This window comes from Pseudomonas azotoformans (assembly GCF_900103345.1).
GTDB classification, from domain to species: domain Bacteria; phylum Pseudomonadota; class Gammaproteobacteria; order Pseudomonadales; family Pseudomonadaceae; genus Aquipseudomonas; species Aquipseudomonas azotoformans.
The window spans coordinates 1,880,179-1,898,278 of record NZ_LT629702.1 but is presented as its reverse complement, the minus strand read 5'-3'; the positions used below and the strand labels follow the sequence as shown (position 1 = coordinate 1,898,278).

Sequence of the window (18,100 nt, the reverse complement as noted above, 5' to 3'; positions counted from 1 at the left end):
CGGCTACGGCTTACTTGGCGCCGCTGACCTGCTTGTACAGCGCATCAGCGTTGGCGTTGGTCACCGGCACCCAGGGCAGGATGTAGTTCTTGGCGGTGCCGTCAGCCCATTTCAGGTCCTTGGCATAGCGCTCCCAGATCACCGAGCGGGGCTTGTAGTCGCTGCCGGCCAGGGCGCGCAGGGCCACGTCCAGCGCACCCTGGGACTGGGCCTGGGCGTCCTGCAGGAAGGTGGTGACTTCGTCTTTCTTGGCAGCCTGGATGGCATCCGGCATGCCGTCGATGGAGGTGACCGGCACATCCTTGGACGTCAGGCCGTGGGATTTCAGGGCCTGTACCGCGCCGAGGGCCATGTCGTCGTTCTGCGCGATGACGCCGTTGATGCCTTTGGGGTGGGCGTTCAGCCAGTCTTCGGTCAGCGCCATGGCCTGGGCGCGGTCCCAGTTGGCGGTCTTTTTCTCGATGATCTTGATGTCCGGGTGCTTGCCCAGCACTTCCAGCTCGCCTTTTTCCCGGTCGATCTGTGCCGACTGGCCAATGGGGCCCTGGATGATCACCACATTGCCCTTGTCGTTGAGTTTGTCGACCATGGCCTGGGCCTGCAGGCGGCCGCCCTCCACATCGTCGTTACCCACGTAGGGGACGGCGGCATCGGCAACTTTCGTATTGGAGGCGATGACCACCACGTCGTTACTCATGGCCTGCTTCACGGTGCCAACGCCGGCCTTGGTGTCGATGGGCACGAAGAGGATGGCGTCGTAATGCTGGGTCACCATGTTTTCGATCTGGTTGTTCTGGGTCAGCGCGTCGTAGTTGCCATCGAATACGGTCAATTGCACGGTGCCGTCTTTAACGGCGGGGTGCTCCTTGAGCTCGCGTACCCAGTTCTGCATGAATTGGCCCTTGAGGCCGTAGACCGCGGCGCCGACCTTGTAGGTCTTGCCGTCGGCGGCCAGGGCGATGCTGCTGGCGAGGAGGGAGAGGGCCGCAACGGCGGCGAAGGTCGTAGCAATTTTCATGATGAGCACCCCATTTATTGTTGTAGTCAGTCGTTCATTCATTGCCTTGTGCTGATCATATGTTTATCAAATGAAATTCTGATCAGTCAAATGCTTTTACGAAAAACTGGAAAATAGGGTGGATTATGGGTTTATAGGCTGTTTATGTCGTTCTCTGGCATGGGTTTTGATGTATTTGTCGTGATAATAATTTCAGTAGATGATCAAATGATCGAGTTGGTGTGAAAGGTTTTACAGATCTTGTAATAGTTTTGGAGTGTGGGGATTTTCCCTTTCGATTGTACGATTCAAGTCCTTTTGTCATTGCAGGATTTGCATGAACACCCTCTCGGAGCCTCCCAGTCGTCTTTCCCCAAGACATCCGCTGCCGCTGTTCCCGTTGAAGCACCCCGTATTCCGACTGCCAACCCCGTACCGGTCCCCTGACCGCGCCTTGCCGTGTCCGGCATTCTGAAAACCGACTGAAGAGACTCTATAAATGGAATGGTTAGCGGATCCAACGGCCTGGCTCGGCCTGTTGACCTTGATTGTGCTGGAACTGGTGCTGGGCATCGACAACCTGGTGTTTATCGCGATCCTGGCGGACAAGCTGCCGCCGGAGCAGCGTGACCGTGCGCGCTTGATCGGCCTGTCCCTGGCGTTGCTGATGCGCCTGGGCCTGTTGGCGAGTATTTCCTGGTTGGTGACCCTTACCCAGCCGTTGTTCGAGGTGTTCGACAAGAGCTTCTCCGGCCGTGACCTGATCATGCTGTTTGGTGGTGTGTTCCTGTTGTTCAAGGCCACCATGGAGTTGCATGAGCGCCTCGAAGGGCATGTGGCCCAGCGCACGGGCAATGTGGCCTATGCGATGTTCTGGCCGATCGTGGCGCAGATCGTGGTGCTCGACGCGGTGTTCTCCCTGGATGCGGTGATTACCGCCGTGGGCATGGTGGACGAACTGGCGGTGATGATGATCGCGGTGATCGTGTCCATCGGCCTGATGATCGTGGCGAGCAAGCCGTTGACGCGCTTCGTCAACGCGCACCCGACGGTGATCATGCTGTGCCTGGGCTTCCTGATGATGATCGGTTTCGCCCTGACTGCCGAAGGCCTGGGTTTCCATATTCCCAAGGGCTACCTGTACGCCGCCATCGGCTTCTCGATCCTGATCGAAGTGTTCAATCAGATCGCCCGTTCACGCCGCAAGAAGTCGGCGCAAGGCGTGTTGCCGGTGCGCGAGCGTACCGCCCATGCGGTGATGCGTTTGCTCGGCGGTCGCAGCCTGGCGGTGGAAGAGGTGGGTGAAGAGGTTGCCGACCTGCTCGGCGAGCCGGATGCCACCCAAGGCCCACTGTTTGATCGACGTGAGCGCGTGATGATCAGTGGTGTGCTGCAACTGGCCGAGCGGCCGATCCGCACGCTGATGACGCCACGGGCCAAGGTCGACTGCATCGATCTGGCGGATGATCCCGAGAGTATCCGCCTGAAACTGATGCATTCGTCCTACTCGCGACTGCCGTTGATCCGCAACGGTGCCGTCGATGAGCCGCTCGGCTTCGTGCACAAGAAGGAATTGCTCAAGGAATACCTGGCCGGCAACGAGCCGAACCTGGAGCACCTGGCGCGTCGGGCGATCAATTTGCTCGAGAGTTTTTCGATCCTCAATGCGCTGGAGCAGATGCGCCAGGAGTCCACTCACATTGCGTTTGTGATCAACGAATTCGGGGATTTCATGGGCGTGTTGAGCATGACTGACATCCTCGAATCCATCGCCGGTGAATTGCCGGATGCCAGCGAAATCGAAGGGCCGGATATCGTCGAGGAGGGTGATGGCTTCCGCGCCAATGGCGCCTTGAACCTCAGCCTGGTTCGCCAGCGCACCGGTTTCAAGGCGACGGTGACCGAGGACTACCAGACCCTGGCCGGCTTGGTCATGAGTCTGCTCGACCGCTTGCCAGTGGTGGGCGATAGCCTGGAGCATGAGGGTTGGCGCCTGACGGTGGCGGCGGTGGAGGACCGCCGGGTGACGCAGGTCAGCCTGATGCCTTTACCCCAGATGTAACCGCTGGTAGTCGGGAGTACTGCTCGAAGGCTCGTTCCAGCGCTTGCTCGCCCAGGCCGGGAAGGGTCTCGAGCAGTACGTGGTTGTGGTAAATCAACAGCATCGGGATGCGGTCGACACTCGGATGGCGTGGGGTTTCGGCACAATCGAGGATCAAGATTTTGACGTGGTTCTTGTAGCGCTCGCTGATGCGCATGAAGGGTGGCATTGCGTCCCTGCACGCCGCGCAGTGATGTGATATGAACACCACGAAGACGGGCTGGGTCGTCTCCAGTTCGCGTTCAAACGCAGCCTTGTCTGCAATCACCGCATTCACATAGTTCATCGGAATTTCCCCTCCAGGCATGGCTCAAGCTAAGGCGGGAAATCGTTCGGGTCTACTGTCAACCTTCACAGGTCCTTGTCACGCTCCAAGCGTTCGCGGGCTTTGCGCGCCTGGCTCGCGCATTTCTTGTATTCCAGATTGTCCCTTGAGGCCTTCGCCTGGCGGTAGCCGTGGTGGTTCTGGCTGGTGTAATTGGTGCTCAAGGCTTCGTTGAGCTTGCGCAGCTCTGCCTTGCATTCGCGGCGGTCGTTGCTGGCCGAAGCATTGCCGGCCACCAGAAAGGACAGCAAAACCAGGGTGAGGCGTAACGTCATCAGGGTGGAGTCCTTGTCGGAATGAATGTGCCAAGGCTAGCCCAGCGTGGGGATTTTTCCATGCCGCAAGTGCACTGCAACGGTGCGCGGTAACGCCTGTTTGGCGCACGCAAGTGGGGCCTGTCACCGCTATGTGGGGCTTTGGGTAGCAAAGTGATTTCAAGTGCTGGCTTAACGCCTTGTTACCAATCATCTTTTATCTGATTGATCTAAAACAGATTTATTCATGTCGTGTTTTTCTGTTGCCGCGTGTGGCACACTTTCTGCTGTCTATTCCGTTGTTACATACTAAGTTCCGGTATAGCGGAATACACAACTCCTGGAGTGCTTGTCATGCATCACCGACCTTCCGTGTTCAAAGCGTGTGTTTTTCTCTTCGCCGCATCGGCTTCCCTCGCAAGCGTAGTGCAGGCGGCGGACAGCAAGCTCGATGATGTGCTCAAGCGTGGGCATCTGATCGTGGGTACAGGCAGTACCAATGCGCCGTGGCACTTCCAGGGAGCGGATGGCAAGTTGCAGGGGTTTGATATCGACATCGGCCGCATCGTGGCCAAAGGCTTGTTCAACGACCCGAGCAAGGTCGAGTTCGTGGTGCAGTCTTCTGATGCGCGGATTCCCAACCTGCTGACCGACAAGGTCGACATGAGTTGCCAGTTCATCACCGTCACCGCCAGCCGCGCGCAGCAGGTGGCCTTCACCCTGCCGTACTACCGCGAAGGCGTGGGCCTGCTGCTGCCGAACAACAGCAAGTACAAGGAAATCGAAGACCTGCAGGCCGCCGGCGACAGCGTCACCGTGGCCGTGCTGCAAAACGTCTACGCCGAAGAACTGGTGCACCAGGCGCTGCCCAAGGCCAAGGTCGACCAGTACGACAGCGTCGACCTGATGTACCAGGCGGTGAACTCCGGTCGCGCCGATGCTGCGGCCACCGACCAGTCCTCGGTCAAGTACCTGATGGTGCAGAACCCAGGCCGCTACCGCAGCCCGGCTTACGCCTGGAGCCCGCAAACCTACGCGTGCGCCGTCAAGCGTGGCGACCAGGACTGGCTGAACTTCGTCAACACCGCGCTGCATGAAGCCATGACCGGCGTGGAGTTCCCGACCTACAAGGCCTCGTTCAAGCAATGGTTCGGCGTGGACCTGCCGGAACCTGCGATCGGCTTCCCGGTTGAGTTCAAGTAAATCGAAAACCTGGGGCGTCGCTGACGGCGCCCCAATCAGGTACTGCTGACCATGAACTATCAGTTGAACTTTGCCGCCGTGTGGCGCGACTTCCCCAGCTTGCTGGCGGGGCTCGGCCTGGGCCTCGAGCTGGCGCTGCTGTCGATCGCGATTGGCTGCGTGATCGGCCTGATGATGGCCTTTGCCATGCTGTCGAAACACAAGGCGTTGCGCGTGCTGGCCTCGGTGTATGTGACGGTGATCCGCAATACGCCGATCCTGGTGTTGATCCTGTTGATCTACTTCGCCTTGCCCAGCCTGGGCATCCGCCTGGACAAGATCCCGTCGTTCATCATCACCTTGTCGTTGTACGCCGGGGCTTATCTCACCGAAGTGTTCCGCGCCGGGCTGCTGAATATTCCCAAGGGCTTGCGTGAAGCCGGGCTGGCCATCGGCCTGGGTGAGTGGCGTATCCGCGCCTACATCACCGTGCCGGTGATGCTGCGCAATGTGCTGCCCGCGCTGTCGAACAACTTCATTTCGCTGTTCAAGGACACCTCGCTCGCCGCCGCCATCGCGGTGCCGGAGCTGACCTATTACGCCCGCAAGATCAACGTCGAAAGCTACCGGGTGATTGAAACCTGGCTGGTCACGACCGCGCTCTACGTGGCTGCCTGTTACCTCATTGCCATGCTGCTCCGTTACCTGGAACAGCGTCTGGCGATCCGTCGTTAAGGAAGGTTTCCATGTACGAATCCCCCAGCTGGCTGCATGAGTTGTGGATCGCCCGGGATACCCTCTGGGCGGGCTTTCAAGCCAGTGTTTATGTGTCCGCGCTGGCGATTATCTTCGGTACCCTGATCGGTATCGTCGCCGGGTTGATCCTGACCTACGGCAAATTCTGGATGCGGGCGCCGTTCCGGCTGTACGTCGACCTGATCCGCGGTACGCCGGTGTTTGTGCTGGTATTGGCGTGCTTCTACATGCTGCCGGCGCTCGGTTGGCAGATCACCGCGTTCCAGGCCGGTGCGGTCGGGCTGACGCTGTTCTGCGGCTCCCACGTCTCGGAGATCGTGCGCGGTGCGCTGCAGGCCATTCCCCGTGGGCAACTGGAAGCGGGCAAGGCCATCGGCCTGACGTTCTACCAGTCCCTGGGCTACGTGCTGTTGCCCCAGGCGTTGCGCCAGATCCTGCCGACCTGGGTCAATTCCTCCACGGAAATCGTCAAGGCCTCGACCTTGCTGTCGGTGATCGGCGTGGCCGAATTGCTGTTGAGCACCCAGCAAGTGATCGCACGCACCTTCATGACCCTGGAGTTCTACCTGTTCGCAGGTTTTATGTTCTTTGTCATCAACTACGCCATCGAGTTATTCGGGCGCTACATTGAAAAGCGGGTGGCCTTGCCATGAACCAACCTCAAACCAACCCACCCTTGCTGAACATTAGTGGCCTGCGCAAGCAGTACGGCCAGGTGGAAGTGCTCAAGGGCGTCGACCTGTCCATGCAGCGCGGCAACGTGGTGACCCTGATCGGCTCCAGCGGCTCGGGCAAGACCACCCTGTTGCGCTGCGTCAACCTGCTGGAAGAGTTCCAGGGCGGGCAGATCACTCTGGACGGCGAGTCCATCGGCTACCGCGACATCGGCGGCAAGCGCGTGCGTCATCCCGAGCGCGTGATTGCCCAGCATCGGGCGATGACTGGCATGGCGTTCCAGCAATTCAACCTGTTCCCGCATTTGACCGCGTTGCAGAACGTGACCCTGGGCTTATTGAAAGTTAAGAAAATGCCTAAGGACGAGGCGGTAGCATTGGCGGAAAAATGGTTGGACCGTGTAGGACTTTTGGAGCGTCGTAACCACTTTCCCGGCCAATTGTCTGGCGGCCAGCAACAGCGCGTGGCGATTGCCCGTGCGATTGCCATGAACCCCAGCCTGATGCTGTTCGACGAAGTCACCTCGGCCCTCGACCCGGAACTGGTGGGTGAAGTGCTCAGTGTGATCAAGGGCTTGGCGGAAGAGGGCATGACCATGTTGCTGGTCACCCACGAAATGCGCTTTGCCTATGAGGTATCGGACAAGATCGTATTTATGAACCAAGGGCGCATTGAAGAGCAGGGCACCTCGAAGGACATCTTCGAACGCCCGCAATCGCCGCGCCTGGCGGAATTTCTCAAGAACATTCGTTTTTAATCAGGAGCCTTTTTTATGAGCATTACTCGTTACGGTGCCGGCAGTACTGCCGGCGGCGGCCAGCCCCGTCCTTTCGCCCGCGCCGTGGAAGCGGACGGTTGGTTGTACGTCTCGGGCCAGGTGCCTGCGGTGGATGGCGAAATCATCACTGGCGGGATCATCGAGCAAACCCGGCAGACCATGCGCAACGTGGTGGCGATCCTCGAAGAGGCCGGCTACGAGTTGAAAGACGTGGTGCGCGTGGGTGTATGGCTGGAAGACCCACGGGACTTCTGGAGTTTCAACAAGGTATTCGGCGAATACTTCACCCCGGAACACGCCCCGGCGCGGGCCTGTGTGCAGGCCAACATGATGGTCGACTGCAAGGTGGAGATCGATTGCGTGGCCTACAAGAAAAAAGGCTAAATGATCGTTCCCACGCTCTGCGTGGGAACCCCACCCCGGACGCTCTGCGTCCGCTTCTGTGACGCAGAGCGTCACGGTATGCATTCCCACGCAGAGCGTGGGAACGATCATCTGCAACGGGACCGGAATTGCCATGACCGAAGACACCATCAAACGCCGCGCCAAAGGCCTGGACCGGGCATTCGATATCCTCGATTTCCTCAAGGAAATCGGCCAGCCCCTGCGCCCGAATGATATTGCCAGCGGCATCGGCAGCCCCAAGTCCACCGTCTACGAACTGGTTGCGTCGCTGCTTGAGCGGCGCATCCTGGAAACGGTGGGCAAGGATGGCCACGTCTACCTCGGTCGCCAGCTGTACTTCCTGGGCCAGGCGCACCTGCGTCATTTCGACCTGACCCGCGAGGCCGACCACGCCTTGCAGGAGATCGTCAGCCAGACCCACGAGACCGCGCAGATGTGCCTGCTCAACGGGCGCAAATACACGGTGGCGCTGATGCGCGAGGGCGAGCGGCATTTCCGTATTTCCTCGGATATCGGCGAAAACGCGCCGATCCCCTGGACCGCTTCCGGGCGCCTGTTGCTGGGGCACTTGAGCGACCAGCAGATCGTCGACCTGATTGACCACGACGACTTCATCCTGCCGGATGGCCAGCGCCTGCCGCTGGACACCTTCCTGGCGCAAATCCGTCAGGCCACCCTCGATGGCTTCTTTTCCTTCGACAGCGTGGCCGACACCTTTACCCATTGCTTTGCCGCCCCGGTGCGGGACGCGCAAGGCATCAGCATTGCGACTTTGTGCATCGTCGCCCCGCGCGCCGACGCGATCAAAAATTACAACGACTATCGCCGGGTGTTGATCGAAAGCGCCAACAACCTGGCTCGTCGCATCAACGAATAGGAGCATTTCATGTCTGCCATCAATGCCGTTGAAAAGGGCGCCGCCGCCGTCGGTGCCCATCTGGTCCGCGACGTCAGCCTGCCGGCCCTGGTGCTGCACCGTGACGCCCTGGAACACAACATCCGCTGGATGCAGGACTTCGTCAGCAAGAGCGGCGCGCAGCTCGCACCCCACGGCAAGACCAGCATGATGCCGGCGCTGTTCCAGCGTCAGATCGCGGCGGGCGCCTGGGGCATCACCCTGGCCAACGCCGTGCAGACCCGCGCCGCGTATGCCGGTGGCGTGCGCCGGGTGCTGATGGCCAATCAGCTGGTGGGCGCGCCGAACATGGCGTTGATCGCTGACCTGTTGGCCGACAAGGACTTCGACTTCCACTGCATGGTCGATCACCCGGACAACGTCGCCGACCTGGGCTTGTTCTTCGCCGCCCGTGGCCTGCGCCTGAACGTGATGATCGAGTACGGCGTGGTCGGCGGCCGTTGCGGTTGCCGCAGCGAGCAGGAGGTGCGTGACCTGGCCAAGGCGATCAAGGCCCAGCCGGCCCTCGCCCTCACCGGTATCGAAGGCTATGAAGGCGTGATCCACGGCGAGCACGCCATCAGCGGCATCCGCGATTTCGCCGCGAGCCTGGTGCGTCTGGCGGTGGATTTGCAGAACAACGGCTCGTTCGACCTACCCAAGCCCATTGTCACGGCGTCGGGCTCGGCCTGGTACGACCTGATCGCCGAGTCGTTCGAAGAACAGAACGCCGCCGGCCGTTTCCTCAGTGTGCTGCGCCCCGGCAGCTATGTGGCCCATGACCACGGCATCTATAAAGACGCGCAATGCTGCGTGCTCGACCGCCGCAGTGACCTCGACGAAGGCCTGCGCCCGGCCCTGGAAGTCTGGGCGCATGTGCAGTCGTTGCCCGAGCCGGGCTTTGCGGTGATCGCCCTGGGCAAGCGTGACGTGGCCTACGACGCCGGTTTGCCGGTGCCGCTCAAGCGCTACAGGGCGGGTATCCTGTCGGCCGAAGGTGATGACGTGAGTGGGTGCAAGGTCACGGCGGTGATGGACCAGCATGCGTTCATGACGGTGGCATCGGGGGTTGAGTTGCGTATTGGCGACATCATTTCGTTCGGCACCTCGCACCCTTGCCTGACCTTCGACAAGTGGCAGGTCGGCTGCCTGGTTGATGAGCAGTTGCAGGTGATCGAGTCTTTGCATACCTGCTTCTAGACCGCGTCGTTCCTATCGGGGGCAAGCCCCCTCCCACAGTTTGATGTGTGAACCTATTCAAATGTGGGAGGGGGCTTGCCCCCCGATGAGGCCATCAGCCACACCCGAGACAATTGCTATGACCACTCAACCCCGCATCGCCCTGATCGGCGAATGCATGATCGAATTGCAACACCGCGCCGACGGCAGTCTGCACCAGAGCTTCGGCGGCGACACGCTGAACGCGGCGGTGTACCTGCGCCGCGAGTTGGGCGACACCGGCAGCGTCGACTACGTCACCGCCCTGGGCGATGACAGTTTCAGCGATGCCATGTGCCAGCAGTGGACTGACGAAGGGTTGGGGGTGGGCATGGTCCAGCGCCTGCCGGGACGTCTGCCGGGTTTGTACTGCATCCAGACCGATGCGAACGGCGAGCGAAAATTCCTCTATTGGCGCAACGAAGCCGCCGCACGTGACTGTTTCACTGCGCCCACGGCCGAACCGGTCCTGGCGGCCCTGCCGGGGTATGACGTGGTGTATTTCAGCGGTATTACCCTGGCGGTGTTGGGCGAAGTCGGACGTGAGCGTCTGCTGCAAGCCCTGATCGAAACCCGACGTCGTGGTGGCCGGGTCGTGTTCGACAACAACTACCGGCCGCGTCTGTGGGCCAGTTTCGAAGCGGCACGGGTGGCTTATCGTCGGGTGCTGGCGGAGGTCGACATTGCCTTGTTGACCGAGGATGACGAGCGCGCGTTGTTTGGGTATGCCGACAGCGAGCAGGTATTGGCGGCCTATCCGAGGATTGAAGAGGTGGTGCTCAAGCGAGGCGCGGATGTGTGCCTGATACGCTGCAACGGCGAGCGGTTTTGCGTGCCGGCGATCAAGGTAGAAAAGGTAGTGGACACGACAGCGGCGGGGGATTCGTTCAGTGCGGCGTACCTGGCGGGGCGGCTCAAGGGTGGTACGCCAGAAGAGGCGGCATTGGCCGGGCATCGACTGGCCAGCCGGGTTATCCAGGTGCCGGGGGCGCTGATTCCCAGGGTGTGAATGGCCGCCTGCGGCGGATCGGGGGCAAGCCCCCTCCCACAGTCGACCGCGTTTCATCTGGAGAAATGCGGTCCCTTGTGGGAGGGGGCTTGCCCCCGATAGTGGTCTACAGCCAACCCATCAATCCCGGTAGAACACCTGCACCAGGTGATACCCGAACTTGCTCTTGATCGGCCCGTGCACCACCTTCACCGGCTTCTTGAAGATCACCGCGTCAATCGCCCCCACCATCTGCCCAGGCCGCACTTCACCCAGGTCGCCACCACGCTTGCCGGACGGGCAAGTGGAGTACTTCTTGGCCAGCACATCAAACGCCTCGCCCTTGGCGATGCGCTGTTTGAGCTGTTCGGCTTCTTCACTGGTTTTCACCAGGATATGACGGGCTTGGGCTTTCATTGATCTCTACCAGGTGTGCGACGGCGCGCGATTATGCCTGAACTCATTCGGCGACGTTGATCATGCTGCGAATTTTTGTCGCCAGCAGGTCGATGGAAAACGGCTTGGCCACCATGTCCATGCCGTCTTCCAGGAAACCCTGGCGCTCGGCGGCTTTTTCGGCGTAACCGGTCATGAACAGCACCTTCAGCCCTGGCCGGTGCTGGCGGGCAATTTCCGCCAGTTGCCGGCCATTCATGCCCGGCAACCCGACATCAGTCACCAGCAGGTCCACGCGCAGATCCGACTCCAGCAGCGGCAGTGCCGCCCGGGCGTCGCCCGCCTGGTGCGCCGTGTAGCCCAGTTCATCGAGCACATTGACCACCAGCATGCGCACTGCCGGGTCATCTTCGACCACCACCACCGCTTCGCCGGCCAGGGCTACCGGCGCTTCACCGAGGCTGGCAGGCAGGTTGCTTTCCAGGGCAGTGCCATGCAAACGCGGCAAATACAGGCGCACGCAGGTGCCCTGGCCCGGTTCGCTGTGAATGGTCACATGCCCGCCGGATTGCTGGGCAAACCCGTAGATCATCGACAACCCAAGGCCCGTGCCCTGGCCGATAGGTTTGGTGGTGAAGAACGGGTCGAACGCCTTGGCGAGGATTTTCGGTGCCATGCCGGTGCCGTTGTCGCACACGCCGAGCATCACGTAGTCGCCGGCCTTGACCGGTTCCAGGGTGGTGATGTCGGTGCCGTCCAGGTAACTGTTGGCGGTTTCGATCAGTAGTTCACCGCCGTCGGGCATCGCGTCGCGGGCGTTGATCACCAAATTGAGCAGGGCGTTTTCCAGTTGGCTGGCGTCGGTGTTCACCGGCCAGATGTCGTGGCCGAGCTGCACCTTGAGGCTGATGTGCGCGCCCTTGGTGCGGCGGAACAACTCTTCAAGGGACGCCACCAACTGATTGGGGTCGAGCGGGCGGCGGTCCAGCGACTGACGCCGGGAGAACGCCAGCAAGCGGTGGGTGAGGGCGGCCGCACGGTGGGCGGAGGACACGGCGGCATCAGTGAAGCGCCCGATCTCGTCACTGCGCCCGGCGGCGATGTAGCGCTGCATCAGGTCCAGGCTGCCGATGATGCCGGTGAGCATGTTGTTGAAGTCATGGGCGATGCCGCCGGTGAGCTGGCCCACCGCTTCCATCTTCTGCGCATGGCGCAGTGCGTCTTCGGCGCGTTCGCGTTCGAACATCTCGTTCTGCAGGCGCTGGTTGGCCTCGGCCAGCGCCTGGGTGCGCTGGGCCACGCGTTCTTCGAGGTTTTCATTGAGGTGGCGCAGGGCTTCTTCGGTGAGCTTGCGTTCGGTTTCATCGATCACAAAGATATAGAAACCATTCACCGAACCGTCATTGCTGAAGCGCGGCAGGTACTTCATCAGGGCATGGCGCGGTCGACCGTCCTGGTGCGGCGTAATGGTGATGAAGCTACAGGCCTTGCCCTTGAGCGCAGCGGCGATCTTGTCTTCACGCCCGGCGTACACCTCGTCGCCGAGCACTTCGCGAATGGTCTTGCCGTACAGTTCCTGGGGCGTCATGCCGTACCACTCCAGGTACGCACTGTTGTTCAGGCGAAAGCGCTGTTCATGGTCGACATAACCGATCAGTACCGGCATGGCGTTGATGATCAGCTGCAGTTCGGTTTGGCTTTGGCGCAACGCCTGCTCGGTGTGCTTGCGCTCGGTCAGGTCCAGTGCGGCGCCGAGGAAGCGCGCCGGGCGGCCTTGATGGTCCTTGTAGCAGCGCCCACGGGCAAACACCCAGCGCAGTTGGCCGTCAGCTTGCAACAGGCGGTATTCCTCGGCGTATTCGGTGCCGAAAGTAATGCAATGCTTGATGCTGCGCGCCACCATGCCACGGTCTTCCGGGTGCACGCCTTGCAGGTAGGCGCTGATCGGCAGCCGGCTTGCATCGTCGGGGTCGACACCGTGCAGGTAGGCGAAGTGCGTGTCGGCGATAAAGCGGTCTTCGCTGATATCCCAGTCCCAGGTGCCGACGGCGTCGGTGGCCGCCAGTGCCAGTTGCAGGCGTTGCTCGGTGTTGTGCCGGGCCTTGCGCCGTTCGTTGGTTTCGATGGCGGTGACCAGGATGCCGGCCACGCTGCCGGTTTCATCGCGGATCGGGCTGTAGGTGAGGTCCAGCCAGATTTCAGTGTCGCGATTGTGGCGTGGCAGTACGAAGCGCTGCTCGCTGAAGGTACGCACCTGGCCGCTGAGCACGGCGTCGTAGATCGGCGCGGCAAAGCTCTCAAGCTCCGGCCAGGTCTGGTGCGCCGGCTGGCCCATGGCCTCGGGGTGTTTGTTGCCCGCCAGTTGGGCGAAGCCGTCGTTGTAGAGTTGCGTGAGCTGGTTGCCCCACAGCAGGAGCATCGGCATCGGCGAGTGCACGACGATATCGACCGCCGTGCGCAGGCTTTGCGGCCAATCTTTGGCCTCACCGAGAGGGCTTTGCGCCCAGTCCAGCCGCGCAATCAATGCGGCGGCTTCGCTGCCGGTGGATGTTCCAATCATGAAAAAGCCCTGAGCGTAACGCTTTGAAAAATGACAACACCCATTATCCCGTCTGCCGGCAATGGGTGACTACCCCCGAAAAATAGCATGCATTCGGGGTTTGTCTTCAAATGAGTACGTCAGCGCTGAAACCTTTCATCTGTCCGCCAGTTCCGGGCGGTTGCGGAACTGATCAAGCGCCTGCGGGTTGGCCAGGGCGTCGGTGTTCTTCACTGGCTCGCCGTGCACCACATTGCGCACCGCCAATTCGACGATCTTGCCGCTGATGGTGCGGGGGATATCGGTGACAGCGAGGATCTTCGCCGGCACATGGCGCGGTGTGGTGTTGGCACGGATCACCTGGCGGATCTGCTGTTCGAGGGCTTCGTCCAGTTCGATACCGTCATTGAGGCGCACGAACAGCACCACGCGCACGTCGTCCTGCCAGCGTTGGCCGATGGCCAGGCTTTCCAGCACCTGGGGGACTTTTTCCACTTGGCGATAGATCTCTGCTGTACCGATCCGCACACCGCCGGGGTTGAGCACGGCGTCGGAGCGCCCGTGGATCAGCAGGCTACCGTTCGGCCGTTGTTCGGCGTAGTCACCCTGGGCCCACACGCCAGGAAACTGGCTGAAATACGAGGCGCGCAGCTTCTGGCGGTCCGGGTCGTTCCACAGGCCGATGGGCATCGCCGGGAAGTGCCGCGTGCACACCAGCTCGCCTTTTTCACCGACCAGCGGCCGGCCCTGGTCGTCCCAGACTTCTATAGCCATCGCCAGGCTCTTGCACTGCATTTCACCGCGCCGTACCGGCAGCACCGGGTTGCCGATCACAAAGCAGGAGACGATATCGGTGCCGCCGGACATGGATGACAGGCATAGCTCATCCTTGATCTCGCGGTACACGTAGTCGTAGCTCTGCGGAGACAGCGGCGAGCCAGTGGAAATCAACCCTTTGAGGCTGCCCAGGTCGTGGCTCAAGCGCGGCCGCAATCCGGCCTTTTCCAACGTGGCGAGAAACTTGGGGCTGGTGCCGAACACGCTGATTTTTTCTGCATCGATCAAGTCGATCAGCCGCTCGGGCCCTGGATGAAACGGCGAGCCGTCATACAGCACCGCCGTGGCGCCGATAGCCAGTACAGACACCAGCCAGTTCCACATCATCCAGCCGCAGGTGGTGTAGTAGAACAGGCAGTCCTCGCGGGACAGGTCGGCGTGCAAGCCGTGTTCCTTGAGGTGGGTGAGCAACACGCCGCCGGTGCCGTGGATGATGCACTTGGGCACGCCGGTGGTGCCGCTGGAGTAGAGGATGTACAGCGGATGGTCGAACGGCACCGCAACGAACTCGGGCTCGCCGCCGGGTTGGTAGACGTCTCGCCACAGCGCGACGCGGGCCTGGGTCTGATAGTCCTCGTTCTGCGCCTGGGGCTTTGCGTAAGGCACGATGATCAACTGCTCCAGGGACGGCAGGCGCGCGAGGATTTCATTGAGCTTGGTGGTCTGGTCGATGTCTTTACCGGCATAGCGGTAACCGGCGCAGGTGATCAGCACCTTGGGCTCGATCTGGCCGAAACGGTCGATCACGCCCTGGGTGCCGAAGTCCGGCGACGAACACGACCAGATTGCGCCCAGGCTGGTGGTGGCGAGCATGCCCACCAGGGTTTGCCAGGTGTTGGGCATGCACGCGGCGACGCGGTCACCTTGGGTCACGCCGGCAGCGCGCAGGCTGCGTTGCAGGCCGGCGACGTGGGCGGCCAGTTCGGCGTAGGTCAATTGTTCGCGTTGGCCGTCTTCTGCGACAGCCACGACAGCGGGGTGATCGTCACGGCGGCGCAGCAGGTGTTCGGCAAAATTGAGCGTCGCACCGGGAAACCAGTGGGCGCTTGGCATCTCGGCGTCTTCGATCAGCACCGCGGTGGGCGGGTTGCGCCACTGCACGTCGAAATAGTCCACGATCGCGCGCCAGAAATTCGGGCGCTGGTCGATGCTCCACTGGTGCAGCGCCGGGTAGTCGCCAAGCTGCACGCTGTAGCGCTGGTTGATGTAGCGCCGAAACTGGTCCATGCGCGTGTTGGCGATGCGTTCCGGGGAGGGTTGCCAGAGGATCTCGGACATAGGCAGGTCTCTTTTTATGTATTAATTCATCCAGACAACACAGGGCCAATGTGGGAGGGGGCTTGCCCCCGATTGCGGTGTGTCAACCACCCGATGTATCAACTGGCACAGCCTCATCGGGGGCAAGCCCCCTCCCACATTTTGAACGCCAGTGTCCGCTGTTACTGGGCCAGCCAGCCGCCGTCGATATTCCATGCGGCACCGCGTACCTGGCTGCCGGCTTCGCTGCACAAGAACAGCACCAGCTCACCCAACTGCGGCGGCGTCACAAACTCCAGCGACGGCTGCTTCTCCGCCAGCAGGTCGTGCTGCGCCTGCTGCGGGTCGACGCCGTTTGCGGCACGATCATCAATCTGCTTCTGCACCAGCGGCGTCAGCACCCAGCCCGGGCAGATGGCGTTGCAGGTGACATTGCTGGTGGCGGTCTCCAGGCCGACCACCTTGGTCAACCCGATCACGCCATGCTTGGCCGCCACATACGCGGCCTTGCCCACCGAACCGACCTGGCCATGCACCGAGGCGATATTGACGATACGTCCCCAGCCCTTGGCTTTCATCCCCGGCAAGCTCAACCGTGTGCTGTGGAACACCGAGGACAGGTTGATCGCGATGATCGAGTCCCAGCGTTCGGCGGGGAAGTCTTCGACTGCCGCCACATGCTGGATACCGGCGTTGTTGACCAGGATGTCGACGCCGCCGAATTCACGCTCGGCGTAGGCGAGCATGTCGGCGATCTGCGCCGGGTCGCTGACGTCGGCCGGGTGGTGGCCGACCTTGCCGCCGAACGCCTGCACCTGGGCGATCACCGCGCTGGCGTCGCCAAAACCGTTGAGGATCAGGTTGGCGCCGGCCTTGGCCAGGCTCAGGGCGATGCCCAGGCCGATGCCGCTGGTGGAGCCGGTGACCAGGGCGGTCTTGCCGTTCAATGTCGTCATGCAAACCTCACACAATGCCGGTGGCATAGAAAGTAGCGATCACCACGAACACCGCGAGGGTCTTGATGATCGTGATGCCGAAAATGTCTTTGTAGGCTTCGCGGTGCGTCAGGCCGGTGACCGCCAGCAGCGTGATCACCGCGCCGTTGTGGGGCAGGGTGTCCATGCCGCCGCTGGCCATGGCCGCGACGCGGTGCAGCACTTCAAGGGGGATATTGGCCGCATGGGCCGCCGAAATAAAGCTTTCGGACATGGCCGCGAGGGCGATGCTCATGCCGCCCGACGCGGAGCCGGTGATGCCGGCCAGCAGGGTCACGGTGATCGCTTCATTGACCAGCGGGTTGGGGATGCCCTTGAGCCAGTCAGCCAGCACCAGAAAGCCCGGCAGCGAGGCGATCACCGCACCGAAGCCATATTCCGAGGCGGTGTTCATCGCCGCCAGCAGCGCACCGCTGACCGCGCTTTTGCTGCCTTCGGCGAGCTTGCTCTTGATTGCCGAGAAGCCGAACACCAGCACCACGATGATCCCCACCAGCAACGCCGCCTGTACCGCCCAGATCGCGGTGAGCTTGGCGATTTCGGTGGTCACCGGCGTGCTCATGCCCGGCAGGCTGAGGCTGTGGGTCTTGCCGTACCACTGCGGGATCCAGTGGGTGAACAACAGGTTCATCACGCCCACTAGGATCAGCGGCGACAGCGCGATCCAGGGGTTGGGCAGGGTCAGGTTCTCGGCGGTTTCCGGCTCGTTGCGCAGCTCGGTGCCATAGCCTTCACCGGCACGTTGCGCCTTGTTGCGCTGGCGCGCCAGGTAGAGCATGCCGGCGCAGAACACGAAGATCGTGCCGATCAGGCCCAGCCACGGCGCGGCCCAGGCGGTGGTGTTGAAGAAGGTGCTGGGGATGATGTTCTGGATCTGCGGCGTGCCGGGCAGGGCGTCCATGGTGAACGAGAACGCGCCGAGAGCGATGGTGGCCGGGATCAGGCGCTTGGGGATATTGCTCTGGCGGAACATCTCCGCCGCAAATGGGTACACCGCAAACACCACCACGAACAGCGACACGCCGCCGTAGGTGAGCAGGGCGCAGACCAGCACGATCACCAGCATCGCCTGGCGAGTGCCGAGCAAACGAATGGCGGCCGCCACGATAGAGCGCGAGAAGCCCGACAGCTCGATCAGCTTGCCGAACACCGCGCCCAGCAGGAACACCGGGAAATACAGTTTGATAAAGCCGACCATTTTCTCCATGAACACCCCGGTAAAGGCGGGGGCGACGGCGGACGGATCGGTAAGCAGGACAGCGCCGAGGGCGGCAATGGGGGCAAACAGGATAACGCTATAGCCACGGTAGGCAGCCAGCATCAGCAGCGCGAGGGCTGCCAGGGCAATGATCACACTCATGGTGTGTCTCCATCGGATTGTTATTTTTGTGGGGTGTTGCTGTGGGAGAGAGCTATAGCGAGATGTGTGCCAGGTTCTTAACTTGTTGAAAATAAACAGTAATTTTCTGTATTAGGTGTGCTTCTCTGAATATTGTCTCTAA

Annotated in this window: 17 protein-coding genes; 9 read left to right on the top strand and 8 right to left on the bottom strand. The window is 61.4% G+C overall.

Annotated features, from left to right (window positions below; translation table 11 throughout):
- Nucleotides 1-10: 10 nt before the first annotated feature.
- Nucleotides 11-1,018: a substrate-binding domain-containing protein gene (locus BLR69_RS07980; protein ID WP_071493085.1), complete on the bottom strand. Its 1,008-nt coding sequence runs from the start codon at nt 1,016-1,018 to the stop codon at nt 11-13.
- Between the two features lie 478 nt (nt 1,019-1,496).
- Between BLR69_RS07980 and BLR69_RS07975 the strand changes: the two genes are divergently transcribed.
- A complete protein-coding gene (locus BLR69_RS07975; protein WP_071493086.1) occupies nt 1,497-3,059 on the top strand; it encodes a TerC family protein in 1,563 nt (520 codons plus the stop codon).
- Here BLR69_RS07975 and BLR69_RS07970 read toward each other — a convergent pair.
- Nucleotides 3,031-3,384, bottom strand: a complete 354-nt coding sequence (locus BLR69_RS07970) for a thioredoxin family protein (protein WP_071493087.1) — start codon at nt 3,382-3,384, stop codon at nt 3,031-3,033. The two genes, BLR69_RS07975 and BLR69_RS07970, sit on opposite strands and share 29 nt — an antisense overlap.
- Before the next feature lie 65 nt (nt 3,385-3,449).
- A complete protein-coding gene (locus tag BLR69_RS07965) occupies nt 3,450-3,698 on the bottom strand; it encodes a hypothetical protein (RefSeq protein WP_071493088.1) in 249 nt (82 codons plus the stop codon).
- 333 nt (nt 3,699-4,031) lie between these two features.
- Between BLR69_RS07965 and BLR69_RS07960 the strand changes: the two genes are divergently transcribed.
- The 8 genes from BLR69_RS07960 (at nt 4,032) to BLR69_RS07925 (ending at nt 10,595) form a co-directional block, all read left to right on the top strand.
- A complete protein-coding gene (locus BLR69_RS07960) occupies nt 4,032-4,880 on the top strand; it encodes a transporter substrate-binding domain-containing protein (protein WP_071493089.1) in 849 nt (282 codons plus the stop codon).
- A gap of 51 nt (nt 4,881-4,931) precedes the next feature.
- On the top strand, nt 4,932-5,594 hold the full coding sequence (locus tag BLR69_RS07955) for an amino acid ABC transporter permease (RefSeq protein WP_025857547.1): 663 nt from the start codon (nt 4,932-4,934) through the stop codon (nt 5,592-5,594).
- 11 nt (nt 5,595-5,605) lie between these two features.
- Nucleotides 5,606-6,268, top strand: a complete 663-nt coding sequence (locus BLR69_RS07950; protein ID WP_016976586.1) for an amino acid ABC transporter permease — start codon at nt 5,606-5,608, stop codon at nt 6,266-6,268.
- Nucleotides 6,265-7,047 carry an amino acid ABC transporter ATP-binding protein gene (locus BLR69_RS07945; protein WP_071493090.1) on the top strand — a complete coding sequence of 261 codons (783 nt, stop codon included), beginning with the start codon at nt 6,265-6,267 and terminating at the stop codon, nt 7,045-7,047. The genes BLR69_RS07950 and BLR69_RS07945 overlap by 4 nt, the downstream gene beginning before the upstream one ends.
- 15 nt (nt 7,048-7,062) lie before the next feature.
- Nucleotides 7,063-7,452 (top strand): RidA family protein, encoded by a 390-nt coding sequence (locus BLR69_RS07940; protein ID WP_010210958.1) that lies wholly within the window; start codon nt 7,063-7,065, stop codon nt 7,450-7,452.
- 133 nt (nt 7,453-7,585) lie between these two features.
- The gene (locus BLR69_RS07935) at nt 7,586-8,350 is read left to right on the top strand and encodes an IclR family transcriptional regulator (RefSeq protein WP_058424172.1); all 765 of its coding nucleotides are present in this window, start codon (nt 7,586-7,588) and stop codon (nt 8,348-8,350) included.
- Between the two features lie 9 nt (nt 8,351-8,359).
- Nucleotides 8,360-9,568: an amino acid deaminase gene (locus BLR69_RS07930; RefSeq protein WP_071493091.1), complete on the top strand. Its 1,209-nt coding sequence runs from the start codon at nt 8,360-8,362 to the stop codon at nt 9,566-9,568.
- Nucleotides 9,569-9,686: 118 nt separating this feature from the next.
- On the top strand, nt 9,687-10,595 hold the full coding sequence (locus BLR69_RS07925; protein ID WP_071493092.1) for a sugar kinase: 909 nt from the start codon (nt 9,687-9,689) through the stop codon (nt 10,593-10,595).
- Between the two features lie 120 nt (nt 10,596-10,715).
- Here BLR69_RS07925 and BLR69_RS07920 read toward each other — a convergent pair whose 3' ends face one another.
- The 5 genes from BLR69_RS07920 to BLR69_RS07900 all read right to left on the bottom strand — a co-directional run bounded on the left by BLR69_RS07920 (nt 10,716) and on the right by BLR69_RS07900 (nt 17,958).
- On the bottom strand, nt 10,716-10,991 hold the full coding sequence (locus tag BLR69_RS07920) for a peptidylprolyl isomerase (protein WP_003174397.1): 276 nt from the start codon (nt 10,989-10,991) through the stop codon (nt 10,716-10,718).
- 43 nt (nt 10,992-11,034) lie between these two features.
- A complete protein-coding gene (locus BLR69_RS07915; protein WP_071493093.1) occupies nt 11,035-13,530 on the bottom strand; it encodes a hybrid sensor histidine kinase/response regulator in 2,496 nt (831 codons plus the stop codon).
- Nucleotides 13,531-13,665: 135 nt separating this feature from the next.
- Nucleotides 13,666-15,624 carry an acetoacetate--CoA ligase gene (locus BLR69_RS07910; RefSeq protein WP_071493094.1) on the bottom strand — a complete coding sequence of 653 codons (1,959 nt, stop codon included), beginning with the start codon at nt 15,622-15,624 and terminating at the stop codon, nt 13,666-13,668.
- A gap of 161 nt (nt 15,625-15,785) precedes the next feature.
- Entirely contained in the window at nt 15,786-16,559 is a 774-nt protein-coding gene (locus BLR69_RS07905) for a 3-hydroxybutyrate dehydrogenase (RefSeq protein WP_071493095.1), read from the bottom strand.
- A gap of 7 nt (nt 16,560-16,566) precedes the next feature.
- Nucleotides 16,567-17,958, bottom strand: coding sequence for a GntP family permease (locus tag BLR69_RS07900; protein ID WP_071493096.1), 1,392 nt, complete (start codon nt 17,956-17,958; stop codon nt 16,567-16,569).
- Between the last annotated feature and the right edge of the window lie 142 nt (nt 17,959-18,100).